17 protein-coding genes are annotated in these 19,779 nt (G+C 50.9%); 6 read left to right on the top strand and 11 right to left on the bottom strand.

Features of this window, described 5'->3' with window-relative positions; translation table 11 throughout:
• Positions 1 to 123 precede the first annotated feature (123 nt).
• Positions 124 to 1,224: a M24 family metallopeptidase gene (locus ACSHWX_RS02115; RefSeq protein ID WP_435666528.1), complete on the bottom strand. Its 1,101-nt coding sequence runs from the start codon at positions 1,222 to 1,224 to the stop codon at positions 124 to 126.
• Between the two features lie 165 nt (positions 1,225 to 1,389).
• Here ACSHWX_RS02115 and ACSHWX_RS02110 point away from each other — a divergent pair, with 165 nt between their 5' ends.
• On the top strand, positions 1,390 to 1,575 hold the full coding sequence (locus ACSHWX_RS02110) for a hypothetical protein (protein WP_435666527.1): 186 nt from the start codon (positions 1,390 to 1,392) through the stop codon (positions 1,573 to 1,575).
• A gap of 8 nt (positions 1,576 to 1,583) precedes the next feature.
• On the opposite strand, the gene ACSHWX_RS02105 is transcribed toward ACSHWX_RS02110, so the two are convergent.
• From ACSHWX_RS02105 to hutI, 8 genes are all read right to left on the bottom strand, one after another.
• Positions 1,584 to 4,022 carry a hypothetical protein gene (locus ACSHWX_RS02105; RefSeq protein WP_435666526.1) on the bottom strand — a complete coding sequence of 813 codons (2,439 nt, stop codon included), beginning with the start codon at positions 4,020 to 4,022 and terminating at the stop codon, positions 1,584 to 1,586.
• 118 nt (positions 4,023 to 4,140) lie between these two features.
• On the bottom strand, positions 4,141 to 5,691 hold the full coding sequence (locus ACSHWX_RS02100) for a TRAP transporter large permease (protein WP_435666525.1): 1,551 nt from the start codon (positions 5,689 to 5,691) through the stop codon (positions 4,141 to 4,143).
• Positions 5,692 to 6,189, bottom strand: coding sequence for a TRAP transporter small permease subunit (locus ACSHWX_RS02095; protein WP_435666524.1), 498 nt, complete (start codon positions 6,187 to 6,189; stop codon positions 5,692 to 5,694).
• Between the two features lie 57 nt (positions 6,190 to 6,246).
• A complete protein-coding gene (locus ACSHWX_RS02090) occupies positions 6,247 to 7,332 on the bottom strand; it encodes a TRAP transporter substrate-binding protein (protein WP_435666523.1) in 1,086 nt (361 codons plus the stop codon).
• 31 nt (positions 7,333 to 7,363) lie between these two features.
• Positions 7,364 to 9,034 (bottom strand): urocanate hydratase, encoded by a 1,671-nt coding sequence (gene hutU, locus ACSHWX_RS02085; protein WP_435666522.1) that lies wholly within the window; start codon positions 9,032 to 9,034, stop codon positions 7,364 to 7,366.
• A gap of 2 nt (positions 9,035 to 9,036) precedes the next feature.
• A complete protein-coding gene (gene hutG / locus ACSHWX_RS02080; RefSeq protein WP_435666521.1) occupies positions 9,037 to 9,846 on the bottom strand; it encodes an N-formylglutamate deformylase in 810 nt (269 codons plus the stop codon).
• Positions 9,846 to 11,375: a histidine ammonia-lyase gene (gene hutH, locus ACSHWX_RS02075; protein ID WP_435666635.1), complete on the bottom strand. Its 1,530-nt coding sequence runs from the start codon at positions 11,373 to 11,375 to the stop codon at positions 9,846 to 9,848. Before hutH ends, hutG begins: the two co-directional genes overlap by 1 nt.
• Complete coding sequence (hutI, locus tag ACSHWX_RS02070; RefSeq protein WP_435666520.1) at positions 11,372 to 12,598, bottom strand: imidazolonepropionase; 1,227 nt, start codon at positions 12,596 to 12,598, stop codon at positions 11,372 to 11,374. Before hutI ends, hutH begins: the two co-directional genes overlap by 4 nt.
• Positions 12,599 to 12,710: 112 nt before the next feature.
• Here hutI and ACSHWX_RS02065 point away from each other — a divergent pair, with 112 nt between their 5' ends.
• From ACSHWX_RS02065 to ACSHWX_RS02045, 5 genes are all read left to right on the top strand, one after another.
• Entirely contained in the window at positions 12,711 to 14,081 is a 1,371-nt protein-coding gene (locus ACSHWX_RS02065) for a formimidoylglutamate deiminase (protein WP_435666519.1), read from the top strand.
• A gap of 3 nt (positions 14,082 to 14,084) precedes the next feature.
• Positions 14,085 to 14,810, top strand: coding sequence for a UTRA domain-containing protein (locus tag ACSHWX_RS02060; protein ID WP_435666518.1), 726 nt, complete (start codon positions 14,085 to 14,087; stop codon positions 14,808 to 14,810).
• A gap of 116 nt (positions 14,811 to 14,926) precedes the next feature.
• Entirely contained in the window at positions 14,927 to 15,520 is a 594-nt protein-coding gene (locus tag ACSHWX_RS02055; RefSeq protein WP_435666517.1) for a hypothetical protein, read from the top strand.
• Positions 15,521 to 15,792: 272 nt separating this feature from the next.
• A complete protein-coding gene (locus ACSHWX_RS02050) occupies positions 15,793 to 16,959 on the top strand; it encodes an MFS transporter (RefSeq protein ID WP_435666516.1) in 1,167 nt (388 codons plus the stop codon).
• A gap of 2 nt (positions 16,960 to 16,961) precedes the next feature.
• Positions 16,962 to 17,441: an MmcB family DNA repair protein gene (locus tag ACSHWX_RS02045; protein ID WP_435666515.1), complete on the top strand. Its 480-nt coding sequence runs from the start codon at positions 16,962 to 16,964 to the stop codon at positions 17,439 to 17,441.
• On the opposite strand, the gene ACSHWX_RS02040 is transcribed toward ACSHWX_RS02045, so the two are convergent.
• Positions 17,438 to 19,027 carry an MBL fold metallo-hydrolase gene (locus ACSHWX_RS02040; protein ID WP_435666514.1) on the bottom strand — a complete coding sequence of 530 codons (1,590 nt, stop codon included), beginning with the start codon at positions 19,025 to 19,027 and terminating at the stop codon, positions 17,438 to 17,440. The genes ACSHWX_RS02045 and ACSHWX_RS02040 overlap by 4 nt on opposite strands.
• 113 nt (positions 19,028 to 19,140) lie before the next feature.
• Positions 19,141 to 19,695 carry an ActR/PrrA/RegA family redox response regulator transcription factor gene (locus tag ACSHWX_RS02035; protein ID WP_435666513.1) on the bottom strand — a complete coding sequence of 185 codons (555 nt, stop codon included), beginning with the start codon at positions 19,693 to 19,695 and terminating at the stop codon, positions 19,141 to 19,143.
• Positions 19,696 to 19,779 lie beyond the last annotated feature (84 nt).

Genomic DNA, 19,779 nt, shown 5'->3' with positions numbered 1-19,779 from the left:
ACGGCGTTGCCCAAGCCTTTTCCCCTATGATGGAACGGAAAGTGTTTGCAAAATGAGCTTCCCTCCCCTTGATGGGGAGGGATTAAGGGTGGGGTGGGGCCAAAAACACCCACATATGCGTCCCTAGCTCTTAGAAATCACCACATCACGCGAGCGTTCGGAAAGCACTTCCGGCCCATCCGCACGTAAAATCACAATCTCTTCGAGCCGCACGCCAAACTTGCCCGGCAAATAAATGCCCGGTTCGATGGAGAATACCATGCCTTCATCCAAAACAACCTCTGAAGAGGCCGAAATGTAGGGCGGCTCATGGAGTTCAATGCCCAAACCATGACCTAAACGGTGCGTGAAATATTCGCCATATCCCGCTTCGGTAATAACAGCACGCGCGGCTGCATCAACATCTTTGGCCATAACGCCCGGCTTAGCGGCTTTCATCGCGGCTTGAACTGCAGCTTCTACGGTTGCGTGGACCTTGCGATATTCTTCGCTCGGTTCACCAACCGACACCATACGGGTAATGTCGCTTGGATAGCCTTTTTTGATGCCACCAATATCAACCACCAAAACATCACCCTGATTGATCACGCGGTCACTGGTATGGTGATGCGGGAAAGCGCCATTTTCGTTGGCACCCACAATATCAAATGCTGGTTTAGCGCCCTGAGAAATGAAATATTCTTTGACCGCTTCGGCAACGTCATTTTCAGTCACCCCGACCCGAGCAGCATCGGCGGCAACTTGTTGTGCGCCGTCGGCAATGAGCGCATTCATTTTGAGCAGTTTATACTCATCATCGCCCTTGCGCATCCGCAATGCGCCCACGGTTTCTTCGGTGAAGCAATGTTTTGCCCCCGGCAGCGCTGCCAAAAGATTGAGCGCAAAGTCTGCGCGCATGGTTTCGTCCAACGACACTTTTGAAACTGTGCCACTGGTCACGTCTTTAAGCGCTTCGTCGAGCGCTTTTGAAGCACCATCCGCGTCCGCCCAATTGAAAAACTTGATGCTGGTATGTTCGCGCACCGCGTTGGCGTTTAGCACCGGCATAACAAACGCTTCAGTTGTCGGACCAATAAGCAGCACGCACATGCGCTCATCAGGATAGGGGTAATAGTCCAGCAACCACTGGATGTGCGCACCGGGCGCAAGTGCAACCAGGTCCACATTATGCTCGGACATCCGTTTGCGCAGACGTGCCAAACGGTTTTGAACTCTATCGCTCATTCTTCCCCTCCTGCCGACAATTCATGTCGGTTTCATTATTCATAAAACTTTTTTACTCAAAACAATATTTATTTACTGAACTTACCAGCGGCATTTGATGTTGGTCAATGCATGTTTTTTGGGATCGACGCAAACTCTCTTCAATATCATTGAGGAGAGAACACGATGAAACTCACTGCTGTTTTATGGATAATTATTGGATCAATGCTGGCAGGGATGGCCGTGATCGGCGTGCTGGTTGCACCAACCCTACCTATTTCAGACGGAATGGCGATATCGGTGGCTGGGATAGTCGGCTATTTGCTCGCCATCCCAGCCGCATTTATTATTGCCAAAAAGCTGGCAATTTAACGCACGAACTAGTTCGCCGTGCAGTCATAATCTGGCACGTCGCCGCCCCGCACCACCAACTGCTGGTCCGAAATGGAAGCGCTCATATCACCCCAGATGTCTTGGGCGCGTCCGCTAACTTTTGCCCGGTGTACAGCATATCGACCGTCGATAATGGCGAAGCCGTGATTTGGGGCAACCACCACTTGAACTTGTCTGCCATCACACTGATAGCTTTTTGCGAAGGCGCCTGGATCAGCTTCACCCATGTTCTGCTTGATCAAAAACTCCACATCTTGGCGTGGTGACACGAAACTGGTCACGCAGCCGCCATTTCGGCGACGAACTTCCCAAGATTGTCCTTGTGGGGCATCCACAGAAAGCCTTGCGCCGGACGGAATATCCCGCACCCTAATCCGCTGTCCATTGGCGGCAACTTGGAAGAGGTCAACGGGGCTAGCACTTTGATTGATAAAGGACGAATTGACGTTTCCGCCGCCCAAAGCTTGGGGCAAAACGACATCCGTACAAATCAAATTGGGGTTATTGCGATATTGTTGCAACGCTCTGTCGGCACCCGCATTACTGCTTTCTATTTCAATTTGAATGCCACCATTGCTGCGTTCAGAAATTCCATTGAAAATATCAATGATGGAATCAAACACTTGTTCTTCGCGAGTGGGCTGATCCGGCGTCAAAGGCTGGCGCGGCTCTGGTTCCGCAACATATTGACGACAAGCGTCGACAAACTGACGAACCGGGGTCGCACTGCCTTTAAGCGAATAGGTTGCCATCCGGCGTCCATCCATGGCGATATGCACAATATTGCCGCCAGCAAGACTTGCCCAGAACCCATCATTCATCTCAATTTGAGCAACGGGCACGGTGCCCCAATCAATATTTGGCACATTGCGCGTTCTAGCGACTTGTGTGCCTTGATTGCCGACCGTGTCCCAAAACACTTCAACAGACGTATTTTGGCTGAGGTCCGTCGGCGCAGAAGCGAACATGACTTGAGCGAAACCTTCCCCTTCGTCACACCGCGCGTCTAGGCCGATGCGGTCCGTTCCCAGGTCGCCGAACACCAAACGATGTCCACCATTGGATTGACGCGGTTTTGTCCATTTCAAACTCGAGTCGTTTGTTACATCTCCACTTACGGAAGGGCCGTAAAATTGTTGATTACAAGCGCGGACGAATTCACGCACCGGCCCCGCGCTTCCCTTAAGGGATAGGCGCAAGCGATGTTCTTCGTCTGCAATAAGCGTATATGCGCTGCCTGAAATCAAACCATTCCAAAGCCCATTTTTGGTGCTTAGAGAAAATGACGGCCCGCTTAGCTTATTGCCAATTGGCGAACGACCAATGCGCACTTCGCGTGTGTCTTTATATTGGCCAGCCCAACTTTGCAGTTTTAGTCGACTGTTAAAATCGGCTGATACGGGAAAGCCCGTGACATAGACGGTGGCGTTGCGGCTACCAGGTTCGCATACCGCAACAAATCCTTTGCGACCACTGCGGGAAAAATGCTCCACGACGGCCATATCGTTCGCGTCTTTTGGCGCAATGAACCGCCACGCAAATGATGCGGACATGTTGGTGTCTGATTTATACTGGGCTGCAGGGGTCAGCGTTACATCAAAGTTTTCCGCACAAATATCCATGGTGCCGGCCGCTTTAGCCCCCGAAGCGAAATCAACTTCCAATTTCGCATCGCATTTAAAACTATCTGCGCCAGCGGCTAAACGTGTCCGCACGCCATTGGTAATCCAGCGCAAAATCGGCACTTTGCGCCCATCAACACGTACCGATGAAATGCGGTCGTCTTTGATGGTCGAGCGAATGGTTAGAACTTCAAAATATTTGCGCTCTGGCTCAAGGTCCAGCACAACTTCATTATTGTTCGCGCACAAATCGACTTGTTCTTTAAAACGGTTGCCGTTTGACAATAAAGCGTCCAGCGCCGCGCTACATTTATATCCAGATGGCCCGCGCCGCAGTGTAAACTCTATCCGGTTTGAATCGATAAAGGCCGTGAAGCTTTGCGGTTTTCCATTAACGGCAAGCGAATAGATCCGCACTTCTGGGTCTGAAGGCACAATGGAGATTTGTTTTTTGGAGGTGCCTGCACCGTCGTCGGCAAAGTCGACATCGATTTGCCAGACTTCTTCGCACAAATCATATTTCTTACGCAAGAACCGACCATTCTCGGCAATGACTGAAAGGGTATATTTGCACCGAAACTCATTCACGTCCGCGCGCACTTCCACAAAGGAATATCCAGATTGGCTCGAAATGATTTTGGCCCGTTGCCCATCAATGAACACTGACTGCAATTCAATATTGTTGGGTGCTGTTTTTATGGTCAGCACGCGCGTTGAGATTTGCGCAAATGCGTTGGAAAGACCTCCAACCAAAATGAGACAAACGATCAACAGCTTATAAATTGCGATTTTGGAACGGCGCATAGTGTATTCCCTCAACTGAACAGCGCCCCCGCGCTAAAACTCCATTATACTGAAACGCGCCAATATGTCTAAATTGTGTATTCATGCCTCAATTCAAAGCCACGCTGACGTTTAATGCCTAAAATAGCCAGTTGGGCAGTGCAGTGGCGAATGACGGCCAAAGCCAGATCAGACCAACACCAATTATTTGTAAGCCAATATAAGGCGCAACCCCTCGATAAATATCGCCTGTGGAAACTTCTTTGGGCGCAACGCCGCGCAAATAGAACAGTGAAAAACCAAACGGCGGTGTTAAAAACGAAGTCTGCAAATTAATGGCGATAAGCACGGTAAGCCAAACCGGATCGTGTCCCAGCAAAATCAAGCCCGGCACAATGAGCGGTAAAACGATGACGGCGATTTCGACGAAATCAAGAAAGAAACCCAAAACGAAAATCACCAGCATGGAAAAAATCAGCGCACCGGTCGCGCCACCGGGCGTGTTGGCCAAAATATCTGCCACCCGCTCTTCGCCCCCTAAGCCGATAAACACCAGCGAGAACATGCCGGCGGCAAGGATCGTGGCAAAAATCATCGATGTCATTGTTGTGGTCGCGGTGAGGGCGGGTTGCAAAATCTTGTGTTGCACCAACCCATATACTGCCTTGAGCAATGCCGCGCCGCCAGCCAGTGCCAAGACGATATAGAAAACGCCCAGCGCAATATCAAAACCGGTCAGATCATTTCGTTGCAGACGCACCGGAAAATACTGGGTCAGCACAGCGAGCAACAGCAGAGCAACCAAGCCAACTTTGAGAAAGTTCCCACCAATTTTAAGTTTGAGCGCAGCCATAAAAATAGCCCCAGCCGCGCCAACGGATGCAGCTTCGGTTGGGGTCGCTATCCCCGTTAGGATGGAACCTAAAACGGCGATAATCAAACCAACTGGCGGCAGGATCGCACGCAGGGTGTCCGCGAGTACCACGTGGTTTTCTGATATCTGCAATGGTGGCATATCTTGAGGGCGTAGCAGGCCCCTGATGATCAGATAAGTGATATAGAGCGCGACCAAAAGCAGCCCGGGAAACAAAGCAGCGGCAAAAATTTGGCCAACCGACAATGTTTCAATAGTGAATTTTCCTTGCGCATATTGGGCTTGTTGGAAGCCATTTGACATGACGTCGGAAAGGATAATCAGCAATGTTGACGGGGGTATAATCTGCCCCAACGTGCCCGCCGTACAAACAGTACCTGCAGCAAGTCCTTTATCGTAATTTGCACGCAGCATTGCGGGCAGTGCAATCATGCCCATTGCGACAACTGTTGCGCCCACAATGCCTGTTGATGCGGCAAGTAAAGCGCCAACCAGCACAACGGATATGCCCAGTCCACCCCGAAAACTGCCAAATGCCCTGCCCATCGTTTCGAGTAATTCCTCGGCGATTTTGCTTTTCTCCAACACGGACCCCATCAGGATAAAAAGGGGAATGGCAATAAGCACATTGTTGGTGAGCAGGCCAAAAATCCGCTGGCCGGAAGCACCGAGCAAGCCAATATCCATGACGCCCAGTGTGCTGCCCAAAAACGCGAACAACACGGCAACGCCCGCGATAGAAAACGCGACTGGAAAGCCAATTAGAATTGCACCAATCAGCGCAGCAAACATAATGAGGTCGAGGTGAGCGGCCATTTAATGTTCTCCCCTCAATGTGTTGAAATGCCTTAACAGGCAGGCAATTGATTGGATGATCAGCAAAATACAAAAGATAGGAATAAGGGTTTTCAAGAGAAAACTAGCGGGCAATCCACCAACCGAAATCGCCCCCTCTTTAATTTTCCAAGCGTTGCGCACGCTGGGCCAAGACCAATATAGAATGGTCAGCATTGAGGGCAGTAAAAACACCAGATGCCCGAAAATATCGATCATTGCTTTTCGTTTGGCGCTTAGCCGCGCGTAGAAAATATCAACCCGCACATGTCCATCGATTTGCAAGGTGTACGCAGCGCCGATCATAAAGAGACTGGCATGGAAATAGAGCACCAGCTCCTGCACGGCGATGGAGTTTATGCCAAAAGCATAACGGGAAACGACGATGAAGAACTGCACCAACAGCATTAAAATGGCGAGCCACTTTATGGCACGTCCGGTAAAAATGGCCAGCTGATCAAGCCGATCTTCGATGCGCATAGATTTCCCCCATTCGCGAATTAGAAGGTGCCGCCCATTTGGGGCGACACCAAAATATCAATAGCCGAGAACGTGGGCACGGGCGTTCATTTGACCATTGTCGGCATAGGTCATGTATGAACCAACTGAATCGCGATAGGCGACAAAGCTTTCCGTGATTTCACGCACCAACTCGTCTTGGTCTTCGCGCAGTTCGCTCACCACTTCTTTCGCCGCTACACCAAAGGCATCAATGACGTCATCTGGTAATTTGCGCACCTGAACGCCTTCTTCGGCAACAAGCTTTTTCAAGGCAATCGCGTGCTTGGTGGTATATTCAGTCCAAACTGGGTTGTACAAACTCTCACAAGCCATCGCGACGGCTTGCTGTAGGTCAGCGGGCAAATCATTATAGGCTTTGGAATTGACCACACATTCTTCTGCAGAAGATGGCTCGCCAACACCGGACCAATAGTAGTTTTTCGCCACTTGATAATAGCCCAGGGCGCTATCCGTCCACGGACCGATAAATTCACCCGCGTCCAACGCGCCGGTTTGCAACGCCTGGAACATCGCTGGGCCACTCATCGCCTCGACGGACATGCCAACCTTGGCGCACATTTCAGAAGCCAATCCGGTGGTCCGAAATTTAAGCCCTTTAAGGTCTTCCGCCGATTTGATCTCGTTTTTAAACCAGCCTTGCCATTGTGGGCCCGAATTGCCGCAAAGAAACGGTTTTAGGCCAAATCGCGCATACATTTGGTCATAAAGCGCCTGACCACCACCATGGTAAAGCCAGCCAAATTGCTCGTCTGCGCGCAAACCAAAAGGCTGTGATCCGAACATCAATATGCCTTTGGATTTTGAACCCCAATAGGCAGGAACGGCATGATAAAGCTCAGCTGTGCCTTCCGAAACCGCATCAAATACACCACGGCCCGGCACAAGTTCGCCAGCGGCGTAAAGTTTTACTTTGATCCGACCACCGGAAAGAACCTCAATCCGATCTGCCAACATTTGTGCAGCAACACCCGGTCCGGGCAGGTTTTTGGGCCATGCAGTGACCATTTTCCATTGGCGCACATCCTGAGCGAGTGCTGGCGTCGCTAACGTTCCTGCTGCAACACCTACTGCGCCAGCCTTCAAAAAATCGCGTCTTTTCATTGGTTTCTCCTCCTCTTTGGGTTTTAGGTCCTTACAAAATTCCGGGTAAATTCAATCCCTTTTCACGCGCGCAATCCAGCGCTTCGTCGTAGCCAGCATCCGCGTGGCGCATGACGCCGGTTGCCGGGTCATTCCAAAGGACCCGCTCAAGCCGTTTTGACGCTTCGGGGGTGCCATCTGCAACAATTACCACGCCTGAATGTTGGGAAAAGCCCATGCCCACGCCACCACCATGATGGATTGATACCCATGTCGCCCCAGACGCCGTGTTCAACAGCGCGTTAAGCAATGGCCAATCCGACACAGCGTCGGATCCATCCTTCATGCTTTCGGTTTCTCGGTTCGGCGAGGCTACAGAGCCACTGTCCAAATGGTCACGCCCAATAACAACCGGCGCATCCAGCTCGCCATTGGCGACCATTTCATTAAACGCCATGCCAAGCTTGTGCCGGTCCCCGAGCCCCACCCAACAAATACGAGCAGGCAAGCCTTGAAAGGCAATCCGGTCGCGGGCCATATCCAGCCAATTGTGCAGATGCTTATTGTGGGGCAAAATCTCTTTGACCTTTTGATCGGTCTTGTAAATATCTTCGGGATTGCCCGAAAGCGCGGCCCAACGGAACGGCCCGATACCCCTGCAAAATAGCGGACGAATATAGGCGGGCACAAAGCCAGGGAAATCAAAAGCGTTTTCTAGCCCCTCATCTTTGGCCACTTGGCGAATATTATTACCATAATCAACCGTTGGAATGCCCTTTGCGTGAAAGTCCAACATGGCCTGCACCTGCACACGCATGGACGCACGCGCGGCTTTTTCGACAGCCTTTGGGTCGCTTTCGCGTTTGTCGGTCCATTCCGCCATACTCCAACCAATCGGCAAATAGCCATTGGTGGGATCGTGGGCAGAGGTTTGGTCTGTCACAATGTCAGGCCGCACGCCGCGTTTTACCAGTTCAGGAAACACATCCGCCGCATTACCCAACAGCCCAACGGATTTGGCCTCACCGGCCTTTGTCCAGCGCTCGATCATTTCTAGCGCTTCATCCAAACTGCCGGTTTTTTCGTCGATATAGCGGGTGCGCAATCTGAAATCGATTGAATCTGGATTGCACTCCACCGCTAAACAAGATGCGCCCGCCATCACAGCGGCAAGCGGTTGCGCACCGCCCATGCCGCCCAAACCGCCGGTCAATATCCATTTGCCCTTCAAGCTGCCGCCGTAATGTTGACGCCCAGCCTCCGCGAAGGTTTCATAAGTGCCCTGCACGATGCCTTGGGACCCAATATAGATCCATGACCCGGCGGTCATTTGGCCATACATCGCCAAACCCTTTTTATCGAGTTCGTTGAAATGATCCCAATTTGCCCAATGGGGCACAAGGTTTGAATTGGCAATCAAAACCCGTGGCGCTTCTGAATGGGTTTTAAAAACCCCAACCGGCTTTCCCGACTGCACCAGCAAGGTTTCGTCAGTTTTGAGCGTTTTCAGCGTATCAACGATTTTGTCGAAATCTGCCCAAGTCCGCGCCGCCCGGCCAATGCCGCCATAGACCACCAATTCATGCGGGTTTTCTGCCACATCTGGGTCCAAATTGTTCATCAACATGCGCATTGGCGCTTCTGTTGTCCAATCACCGCATATCAGGTCTTGGCCAATTGGCGAGCGCACCGTGCGCGCATTTTTGCGTGGGTTGTCAGTCATCTTCATTCTCCCTTGTTGGGGTCGCTGGTCAGCGCAAAATTATTCATCATTTCAAGAATTGATTTCAGGGTTGGCCGTAACTTGTCGGCTTTGGCCTGATCATATGTCCACGGCGCGTGCTCGTTGGTGAGGTAGGCACTCTGGGCCGTTTCCATTTGAAAGGCATGTTGGCCATTTTCAGGATCGGCATAATACCGTGTGGTCCAGCCGCCTTTAAAGCGCCCGTTAAGCACGGTGCTAAAGCCAGAATTGGCGCAAATGCGTTTCGCTTCGGTTTGAATTATCTTCGCGCAGGTTTTGCCGTCATTTGTGCCAAGATTTAAATCAGGCAACGTGCCTTCAAACAGAAACGGCAACTCGGAACGAATAGAGTGGCAATCATAAAGCACCACTTTAGCATGCAGCGCCTTTAGGCGATCCATTTGGTCTTGGATGGCTTGATGATAGGGCGCGTGAAAATCTTTACGGCGCGCTTCAATTTCATCCTCATCAGGCTCTTGGCCCTCAGAATAGATGCTTTTGCCTTCAAAATCTTGGGTGGGGCAAAGGCCTGTGGTGTTTTGCCCGGGGTAAAGCGACACCCCTTCTGGATCACGATTTGCATCAATCACATATCGAGAAAATGTTGCCCGAACCACGGTGACATTGTCCAAAAGCCCATCATAAAGCTGATCAATATGCCAATCAGTATCCACCAAACTTTGACCGCGTTCGTTCAGCTGCGACATGATGTGATCCGGCACATAAGTACCCGTATGCGGCATACCCAACATGATCGGGCTTTCGCCCATTTTAACCTCAACAGGATGCATCAGCGTGTCAGCTCCAGTTTCTGCCCGGCGTCCGCCAACAAGTCGTTGCCAAGCACATATTGGCCAGCGGCCACCAATTCGGGTGACATGTAACGGTCTTCTTCAAGCGACGGGATCGACTTGCGCAATGTGGATAAAAGCGAGACCAAGGTGGACGACGTTTTGATAGGTCCACGTAATTCCACGCCCTGTGCTGCGCTAAGCAATTCAATGCCCAAAATGTGCGATAGATTGGTGTTCATTTCCAGCAATCGTCGTGCCGCATGACAGGCCATTGAAACATGATCTTCTTGGTTTGCACTGGTTGGTGTTGAATCAACAGAGCAAGGCGATGCTTTTTGTTTATTCTCTGACATCAGCGCCGCCGAGGTCACTTCTGCAATCATGAAGCCTGAATTAAGCCCCGGATTTGGCGTTAAAAATGCAGGCAGCCCAAACGACAGAGCTGGATCAACCAACAATGAAATGCGTCGCTGTGCAATCGCGCCGATCTCTGCGATGGCCAACGCAATTTGGTCTGCGGCGAACGCCACCGGTTCAGCGTGAAAATTACCGCCTGAAATGATGTTGTGCTCGTCAATAACCAATGGATTATCGGTCACGGCATTTGCTTCAATATGCAACGTCACCGCAACCTGACGCAAAAGATCAAGGCACGCGCCCATCACTTGGGGCTGACAGCGCAGGCAATATGGATCCTGTACGCGTTCGTCATCTTCGCGATGGCTTTCTCGGATTTGCGAACCATCCAATAGATCGCGCAATGTTTGAGCCGCATCAATTTGACCTTGATGGCCGCGCAAGGTTTGAATTTCTTCGCGGAACGGCGCGTATGATCCCATGGCCGCATCCGTTGAAAGCGCGCCGGTGACCAACCCCGTTTTGGCCAACCGCCAAGTATCAAACAAAGCCGCCAACGCCAATGCGGTCGAGGTTTGTGTGCCGTTGATCAGCGCCAAACCCTCTTTCGGGCCCAAGACAATCGGCGTTAAGCCCGCTGCCTCGAGTGCCTTTTGGCCAGACATGCGTTCATCTTGATAAAAAGCTTCGCCTTCGCCAATCATCACTGCTGCCAAATGGGCCAACGGCGCGAGATCGCCCGAAGCGCCAACCGAGCCCTGACCCGGGATTACCGGTGTTACGTTTTTGGCCAGCATCTCTTGGATAAGGTCAACCGTTTCCCATTTGGTTCCCGACGCACCGCGCCCAAGTGACAACAGTTTAAGCGACATCATCAACCGGACGATATTTTGCGCCAAAGGCTCACCAACGCCTGATGCGTGGGACAGGATCAGGTTGCGTTGCAATTGTTCTGTATCTTCAACCGCGATACGGGTTTTGGCCAGTTTACCAAAGCCAGTATTCACGCCATAAACGGCGGCGTTACCTTGCGATGCCTTAAAAATAATTTCAGCCGCCCGCTCAATCGGCGCGCGGGCATCATCTGACAGTTTGACGGGCGTACCGTCGCGGTAGATTTGTTCGAGCTGGCTTAAGCTGGCAGCACCCGGGGTTAAAACCAACACTATAATTGTCCTCCAAAGACAGATTTTTTCAATGGGTTGAAGCCTATGCGATAGGCAAGTTCTGAGGGATGTTTCACATCCCAAATGGCCAAGTCGGCGCGTTTGCCTTGTTCGATTGAGCCGACAGATTGCTCAATGCCGAGCGCCTTGGCCGCGTTCAATGTCACCCCGGCCAATGCCTCTTCTGGGGTCATGCGAAACAGGGTTGCAGCCATGTTCATGGTCAACAATAAAGACGTAAGTGGGGACGAGCCGGGATTGCTATCGGTGGCAATGGCGATGGGCACATTGTGCGCCCGTAAATGATCAAGCGGTGGGGCTTGGGTTTCGCGCAGGGTGTAAAATGCACCCGGCAGAAGAACCGCCACCGTCCCAGCTTCTGCCATGGCTTTAACGCCTGCCTCATCCAGATATTCAAGATGGTCGGCCGATAGAGCTTGATAGGACGCAGCAAGCGCCGCGCCGCCAAGATTGCTCAGCTGTTCGGCATGCAGTTTTACCGGAATGCCGAGTTCACGGGCCTTATCAAAGACCAATTGGATTTGATCGGTTGAAAATGCGATGCCCTCGCAAAACCCATCAACCGCATCCACAAGACCTTCAACAGCAAGGGTTGGCAGCATCGTGTTGGCGACCTGGTCGATATAGCCATCGCTATCGCCTTTGAACTCTGGCGGTGTCGCGTGGGCGCCCAAAAATGTTGTTTTGATGTTGATCGAACGCAAAGTTGAAAGCTTGCGCGCCGCCAACAACATGTTGCGTTCGGATTTTAGATCGAGCCCATAGCCGGACTTAATTTCAATTGTCGTCACACCTTCTGCGATCAACGCATCAAGCCGTGGCAGGGCGCTTTGCACCAATTCATCAACGCTTGCGGCACGGGTTGCGGTGACCGTTGAAAGAATGCCGCCACCAGCGCGGGCAACTTCTTCATAACTCGCCCCTTCAAGCCGCATTTCAAATTCGGTTGCGCGATTGCCGCCATAAACAATATGTGTGTGGCAATCGATGAGCCCCGGGGTGACCAGCGCGCCTTCTAGATCAATTTGTTCGAACCCGGAGAACTTTTGCGGCAAGTCTGCTGATGGACCCGCCCAAGCAATATTTTCACCTTCAACCGCAATTGAACCCAATTCAATCAACCCGCCATATCGCCCAGCGTTTTGCGCCATAGACGCGATTGTGATGTTGGTCAGCACATAGTTTTTTGGCGTTTGTGAAGTCATATGGTTTAGCTTCTTGTCGGTTTTTATAAAAAGCAAAGCTTGTTTCAATCGTTAATATGTATATGCTTATTATGATTATGTACATGCATATGAAATTGGTCAAGTGAAACAAATGCAGCAAATTTTTGTAAAATCCGCCTTGTTGGCAAATGGGTGGGCAGACGATGTCCTGATCAGCATAAGTGGCGGCAAAATCACCGCCATTGAACAGGATGCGAGCCCGACCAAGGACGCCCTAGATCTGGGTGCCCAGATATTGCTGCCTGCCTTGGCAAATGTACATAGCCACTCGTTTCAGCGCGCAATGGCCGGTTTGTCAGAAAGACGCGGAGCGTCAACTGACAGTTTTTGGACATGGCGGGACGTCATGTACCGGTTTTTGGATGATTTAAGCGTCGACGATATTCACGCTATCGCCGCGTTTACTTTCATGGAAATGGCCGAAACAGGGTTCGCATCGGTTGGTGAGTTCCACTATGTACACCATCAAAAAGGCGGGACGCCCTATGACAATCCGGCAGAAACCAGCGTACAAATTATTGAAGCCGCGAAAACGATTGGCTTGGGTCTAACCCATCTGCCCGTGCTTTATTGCTTTGGCGGGGTCAATGAAGAAACGTTAAAAGGCGGACAGTTGCGGTTTGGCAGTGATTTTGAACTTTTCGAGCACATTGTTGATGGATCAAAATCTGCACTAAACGATGCGCCATGCGATTTTTCTCTTGGCGTTGCGCCCCATTCACTACGAGCGGTGAACCCGGGCTTGCTCGAACAAGTCACAAAGCTACTGCCCGATCGCCCCGTTCACATGCATATTTCTGAGCAAAAAATTGAAGTGGCAGAAGTTGAGGCAAAATTTGGCGCACGCCCTATTGAATGGCTGCTGGAGAACACTTCTGTCAATGAGCGTTGGTGCCTTATCCATTGCACCCATATGACGCCCAGTGAAACCATTGGGCTCGCAAAATCTGGCGCGGTTGCAGGGCTTTGTTCGATTACTGAAGCCAATTTAGGGGACGGGATATTTGACGGCACGCGGTTTGTGGAAAACGGCGGCACGTTTGGCATTGGCTCAGATAGCGATTTGCGCATATCCCTTACTGAGGAGCTGCGCACACTAGAGCATTCACAACGCTACGCGACGAACCAGCGCACCGTTTTGGCCAACCCACATGGCTCCAACAGCCAATTTTTGTTGCAAAGCGCGGCTGCCGGTGGCGCTCTAGCCCTTGGCCGTCAAAGCGGCGAAATCGCGGTTGGACATTGGGCGGATTTGATGAGCATTGAGCCGGACGCGTTTTTAGCCGATGGGTTGAAACAAAGCATGGCCCTTGATTATTGGATGTTTGCCGCCCGCCAAGATCGCGTTACAAACCTATGGTCAGCAGGCCGTCACATTGTTAGTAAGGGCGAACATAAAAATCGCAGCCAGATTGAACAGCGGTTCAAAACGGCAGTGCGCAAATTGCGAGCACTTTTATAGAACATGACCTCACCCTTGGAACCTGCATATCTCAAAATTAAGAATGAGCTGCTTGGCCGGATTCGAAATGGTGAGTTGCGCCCGGGTGACAAGATCGAACATGAAGAAATAATCGCCCAGCGTTACAATTGCGCACGCGCTACCGCCCATCGGGCGATTAGAGAGCTTGCGGAAGAAGGATTTGTGTTGCGTAAACGCCGTGCTGGCACGCGGGTCGCGTCCGCTGGTGCGCGGGCGACAAAGGTTACGATTCCCCTTGTACGCCAAGAAGTTGAAGCACGCGGAAAACGCTATCATTTTTCAATGTTGGCACAAAAACAATTGGTGCCCACCGGCATAGCGGCGGCGGCATTAGACCTACCGCCAAACACCCAAGCCCTATATTTGCGTTCTGTGCATTTTGCTGACGATCAGCCCTTTCAACTTGAAGAGCGTTGGATCAATCTGGCATTGGCCCCTGATGCCGTTGGTACTAAATTTGACATTGTTAATCCCAATGAATGGCTGGTGGAAAACTTGCCCTATTCAGAGGCCGCGCATTTCTTTTCGGCGGAAAATGCAAATGCTGATCAGGCCGCTATTTTGGGCCTGAAACCGAACGATGCCTTGTTTGTCATTGAGCGACGCACGCACCTTGAGGGTCAAACGATCACCTATGCACGCCTGATGCATCCGGGGGCTAACTATCGCATGACCGCAGAGAATTTCAGTTTCTCGACGAAAAATTAATAGTTCACCCTTAGTTTCATTACCATTATTTTGACTATTAGTTAAGTAATCAGCTTTTCGATAGTCGACACGATTGTCCTGAAAGCAAAAAATTGCCCTTTGAGTCTGCCACAAATATGGGTACGAACCCCAATTCTGTCGCGTTGATTGGCGATATTGCGACCGATTTGGGTTTTAAGTCCGTGCGCCCATTTTTGGGGCTGGGGGAAGTAGAACGCCAACCAAAGGTCAGTTCTGCCTCATTTTTTCTATTCGATTACGCTGCCAATTTCGATACTACCCGCGCACAGATCAAATCCATCCGTGAAAGCGACGACATTCTGGTTCGGTTCGCGCCGTTAATTTGTTTTGTTGAAACGCCGTCAAAAGCCATCATTTTGGAATGCGTTGATGTCGGGTTCGACGATATTTTGACCCTACCTTGGTCGGTGGATAAAATCCGCAAGCGGTTATCAAAACAGATCGATGTGAAGCACACATTTTTTGAGACCAATAGCTATTTTGGTCCCGACCGTCGCCGTTTCAATGAAAATTACGATCAGCACAAATACAACACGCCCTCGCCGGGGTCAGGATATCGACGTTACGGATTTGTCCGCAATAGTTTTTCTGGGGTGCAAATTATGAGCGAGAAGGTGGTGGGCAAGCCACCTAAACGGCACGGCATCACATCAAAGGCGGGTGTTCAGCATCGCGTGAACATTGGCTAGATCAGCTGCGCGTTTGCACTTATGCGCTTCAAAACCTGCGATTAACAACAGGACTGCAACTATGGGACATATCCATTTCCTAAGCGAGCAGGACCAAACTCTTCTTTAATTCGTCGGCACATTCTTTCAGAATTTTCTGCGGCCTAATACCTCCTCCGTTGGGCATCGCAGGCACTTGGCCTCCTTTATAGGAGGCCATTTTTTGTTTGCTATGGCTTAAAATCTCGCCTAGCGTCCGGCGCACACCTCCTGCCTTTTTGAGATTAACTCCCATGATTAAAGCCCAACACCGCATATACGCGATTTTCTTCCTGTTTTCTTTTGGCCTTGGCAGCATGTTGTCGCGGCTTGCTGACATACAAGAACAACTCAACATCGCAGAAGGATTGCTTGGCCTTGCGCTGATGGGCAGCTCGTTTGGCATGTTGATTTTTTTGACCTTCGGTGCGCCGTTGATCGAACGTTTTGGCACCAAAAATACATTTCTTTTCGCCAATTTGGCCATGGCCACCCTTTATATTGTCGTTGGTGGGTCCACCAATTACGCGCTGATGGTCATCGCCATTTTTGTTGGCGGCATGAGTGTTGGCGCGATGGAGATTTCGATCAATGTAGAAGCTGATCGACTTGAAGCGCATATCGGCCGACGGATTATGAACCGTTGCCATGGGTTTTGGAGCTTTGGTTTTTTCGCAGCGGCACTGCTTGGTGGGTTGATGCGGCACTTTGATGTTGCGCCACTTATGCACATGATCATGGCCTTTCCAATTGTTGTTTTTGGCACAGTTCTTACGGTTTTTGGCCAACTAATGGCGCCCGAAAAGCCCGACGCAAGCCTAGAAAAGACAAGCATCTTCACCCGGCCAACGCCTTTCATTTTGACATTGTGTGCGGTGTCTTTTGGCGCGCTGATTGCGGAGGGCGCTGGCATCGACTGGTCCACCATTTACATGCGCGACAGTTTTGAAATTGGCGAGTTTGCCCAAAGCACCAGCTTGATCGCTTTTACGTTGGTGATGGCGCTGACCCGGTTTTTTGCTGACCCAATTGTTGAGCGCTTTGGCACAGTAATCATGGCGCGCATTTCATTGTTGATTACAATTGTGGGCGTTGCATTGGTGGGGGTTGCTCCAACATTTTGGCTTGCTGTTTTAGGCTTCATGTTGTTGGGAATGGGCTCAAGCATCATTTATCCGCTTGCTGTATCCGCTGCCGCACGGCGCGGAGACCGTTCTGCTTCGACCAACGTTGCCTCCTTGGCACAAACGGCGTTTCTCGTGTTCTTTATCGGCCCAGCAAGTCTTGGCTTTATCGCGGAAGCATTTGGCATTCGCATGGCCTTTCTTGCGCCATTACCATTGCTGATATTGGGACTGATATTTGCTGGGGCGCTTGGCGGTCGCAGCTTTTCAGGGACGCAGAAATCACCTAAACTCTAGGCATGACTTCACATCTGGAAAATTTACCGCCCATCATTGATGGAAGACAATCTGAAACCGCCTTGCGCGTGCAACGCGGCACCATGCGCCTTTTGCGTCAACGGTTTGATTTTTGTTGTTATGCAGAAGTGACCCTTGCCACAGGCCGTCGTGCGGATTTGCTTGGTGTTGGGCCAAAAGGCGACATTTGGATCATTGAGATTAAGTCGAGTTTGCAAGACTATCAGGTGGACAATAAATGGCCTGAATATAGTCAATATTGCGACCGATTTTTCTTCGCCAAACCGCCCGAACTCAATGGTGATATTTTCCCTGAAGATGAAGGTTTAATCGTTGCCGATGGGCATGGGGCTGAAATTTTGCGCCCTGCACAAGAAGATAAATTACCCGCCGCGCGGCGCAAGGCGATTATGCTTCGCATTGCGCGCATGGGGGCGGACCGGATCCACCACTTGATGGACCCGGGGCCAAACGCGCTTTAGTCTGTTTTAAGCTGGCGCTGAAGTTTTTTGATCAATGCCAGACGATCTTTATCATCCATCCCACTTGAAAGAAGCTGGTTCAATTCAATTGTGAATTGCGCATATTCGCCCGTCCAATCCATATTGAATTGCGCGGGATCGATACGTGGCGCTTTGGTATGACGAACACTTTTAATGCCGGTGGCTTTGAGTTCAAACGTATCGTCTAGCTGTGGCGCACGAACCTGATCGCCGGTTAATCCGAGTTTTGCCAACGCATCTTGCATTGCTTTGCGCCCTTCATCTTCCCCATGGGTGAGGAAAATGGCTCCATGGGCAGGCAGACGTTCGCCGATCCACTCCATCAGTTCAGTGTGATCTCCGTGCGCCGAGTAATTGCCGATGCGGCGAATATCGGCCTTAACAGCATGATTTTTACCGTGGATGCGCACTTCGGATTTACCCGACTGGATGACGTGCCCCAGGGTGCCTGGCGCTTGATAGCCGACAAACAGCACTGTGGATTTATGGTCTGATATATTATTGCGCAAATGGTGTTTAATCCGGCCCGCATCGCACATCCCGGATGCCGACATAATGATCGCGCCGCCATTTATTTTATTGATGGCTTTTGATTCTTCAACAGTTTCAACAATCCGAAAACGCTCATCAGCGAACAGTTCTTCGGGGGTTAGTTCCACGTCTTTTAAATCAGCGGCGTGTTCTTTGAAGACCGTTGTGACCTTGCGCGCCAACGGCGAATCTAAGAACACCAAATGAGGATTAATGTCGCCATTTTTGATCAGCAAGCCGATATCATGCAAAAGCTCTTGGCTGCGTTCCACCGCAAAGGATGGAATCACCAAATTCCCGCCCTTGTCCAAAGCGCGATTGATTTCTTTCTTGAAGGCTTCGCGGCGCTCATCAAGCGAATAGTCATCGCGATCCCGGCCGCCATAGGTGCTTTCGCACAAGATATAGTCAAAGCCTGCGGGGGCATCTGGTTCTAGGTAAAACACTTTTTCGTCCGGGCCAATATCACCCGAAAATAGAATACGGATAGGCTTGCCATCGTCGTCCATAACTTGGACTTCAATTGAGGATGAACCCAAAATATGTCCAGCGTTCCAAAACCGCACTTTGACGCCGGGGCCGGGTTCGAACCAGTTTTGATAGTCATAGCCTTTAGATCGATTAAGCGCTTCTTGCGCATCGTCGCGGGTATAAAGCGGCTCAACTGGGTCTTGACCTTTTCGCGACCGACGGCGGTTTTGCCGTTCAGCCTCAAACTCCTGAATGCCAGCGCTATCTGGCAGCAAATATCCCATCAATCCGATTGTAGCCTTTGTCGCGTGGATCGGGCCTTTAAACCCATGTTTGACCAATTTGGGAATAAGCCCCGCATGATCAATATGGGCATGCGTAAGCAACATAAAGTCAATATCGGCTGGGCCATAGGGAAACGGCTTCAGGTTTAGCGCTCGCACGGTCTTGTTGCCTTGGAACAGGCCGCAATCAACGAGAAACTGCCCCTTAGGGTGGGTTATGCGATAGCTTGAACCGGTGACTGTGCCAGCGGCACCATGAAATGAAAGAGTTACGGTCATATTCACCCTGTTTTTTGTCGGCAAGAATTGATTGAGATCACGCTATCAGGCTGGTGGAATTTCTGAAACCACCAGATACATCGATCACGCGAAATTTAAGCCTAGCCCATTTGCTAACGGGGCGCGCGTTTTGCCAAAATGCGCTGCAGTGTGCGGCGGTGCATATTTAAACGCCGCGCCGTTTCAGAAACATTTCTGTCGCACAATTCATAAACCCGTTGGATATGTTCCCATCGAACCCGGTCGGCGGACATTGGATTTTCTGGCGGGTCTGCTTTTATGTCGTCGTCTGCCGCCATCAATGCCTTAAACACATCGTCCGCGTCAGCTGGTTTTGCCAAATAATCAACTGCACCCAGTTTTACGGCCGTTACCGCTGTTGCGATGTTGCCATAACCGGTCAAAACAACAGCCCGCGCGTCGGGACGTATTTCATTAAGGGCAGAAACAACCTGCAAGCCGTTGCCGTCTTCTAAGCGCATATCAACAACTGCAAATGCCGGTGGATTGGACTTCACCTGTGCCATACCCGCGGCAACACTATCCGCCACCCGAACGTCAAATCCGCGTTTTTGCATCGCCCGTTCAAGCCGCGTTAGAAATGGCTTGTCATCATCGACAAGCAGCAAAGACAGATCTTTGTCCATTAGCTCTTGTACATTGATCATAATAATACCTCGCAATCACACAAACTTATGCTGCGCATTGCCGCGCGGCAATAGTCATCTCATCTCCCCAGCAGGCATCATATC

Source organism: Maritalea sp. (assembly GCF_051251695.1).
In the GTDB taxonomy this organism is placed as follows: domain Bacteria; phylum Pseudomonadota; class Alphaproteobacteria; order Rhizobiales; family Devosiaceae; genus Maritalea.
Note: the sequence above shows the minus strand (reverse complement) of the source record. Positions and strands in the feature narration are given on the sequence as shown.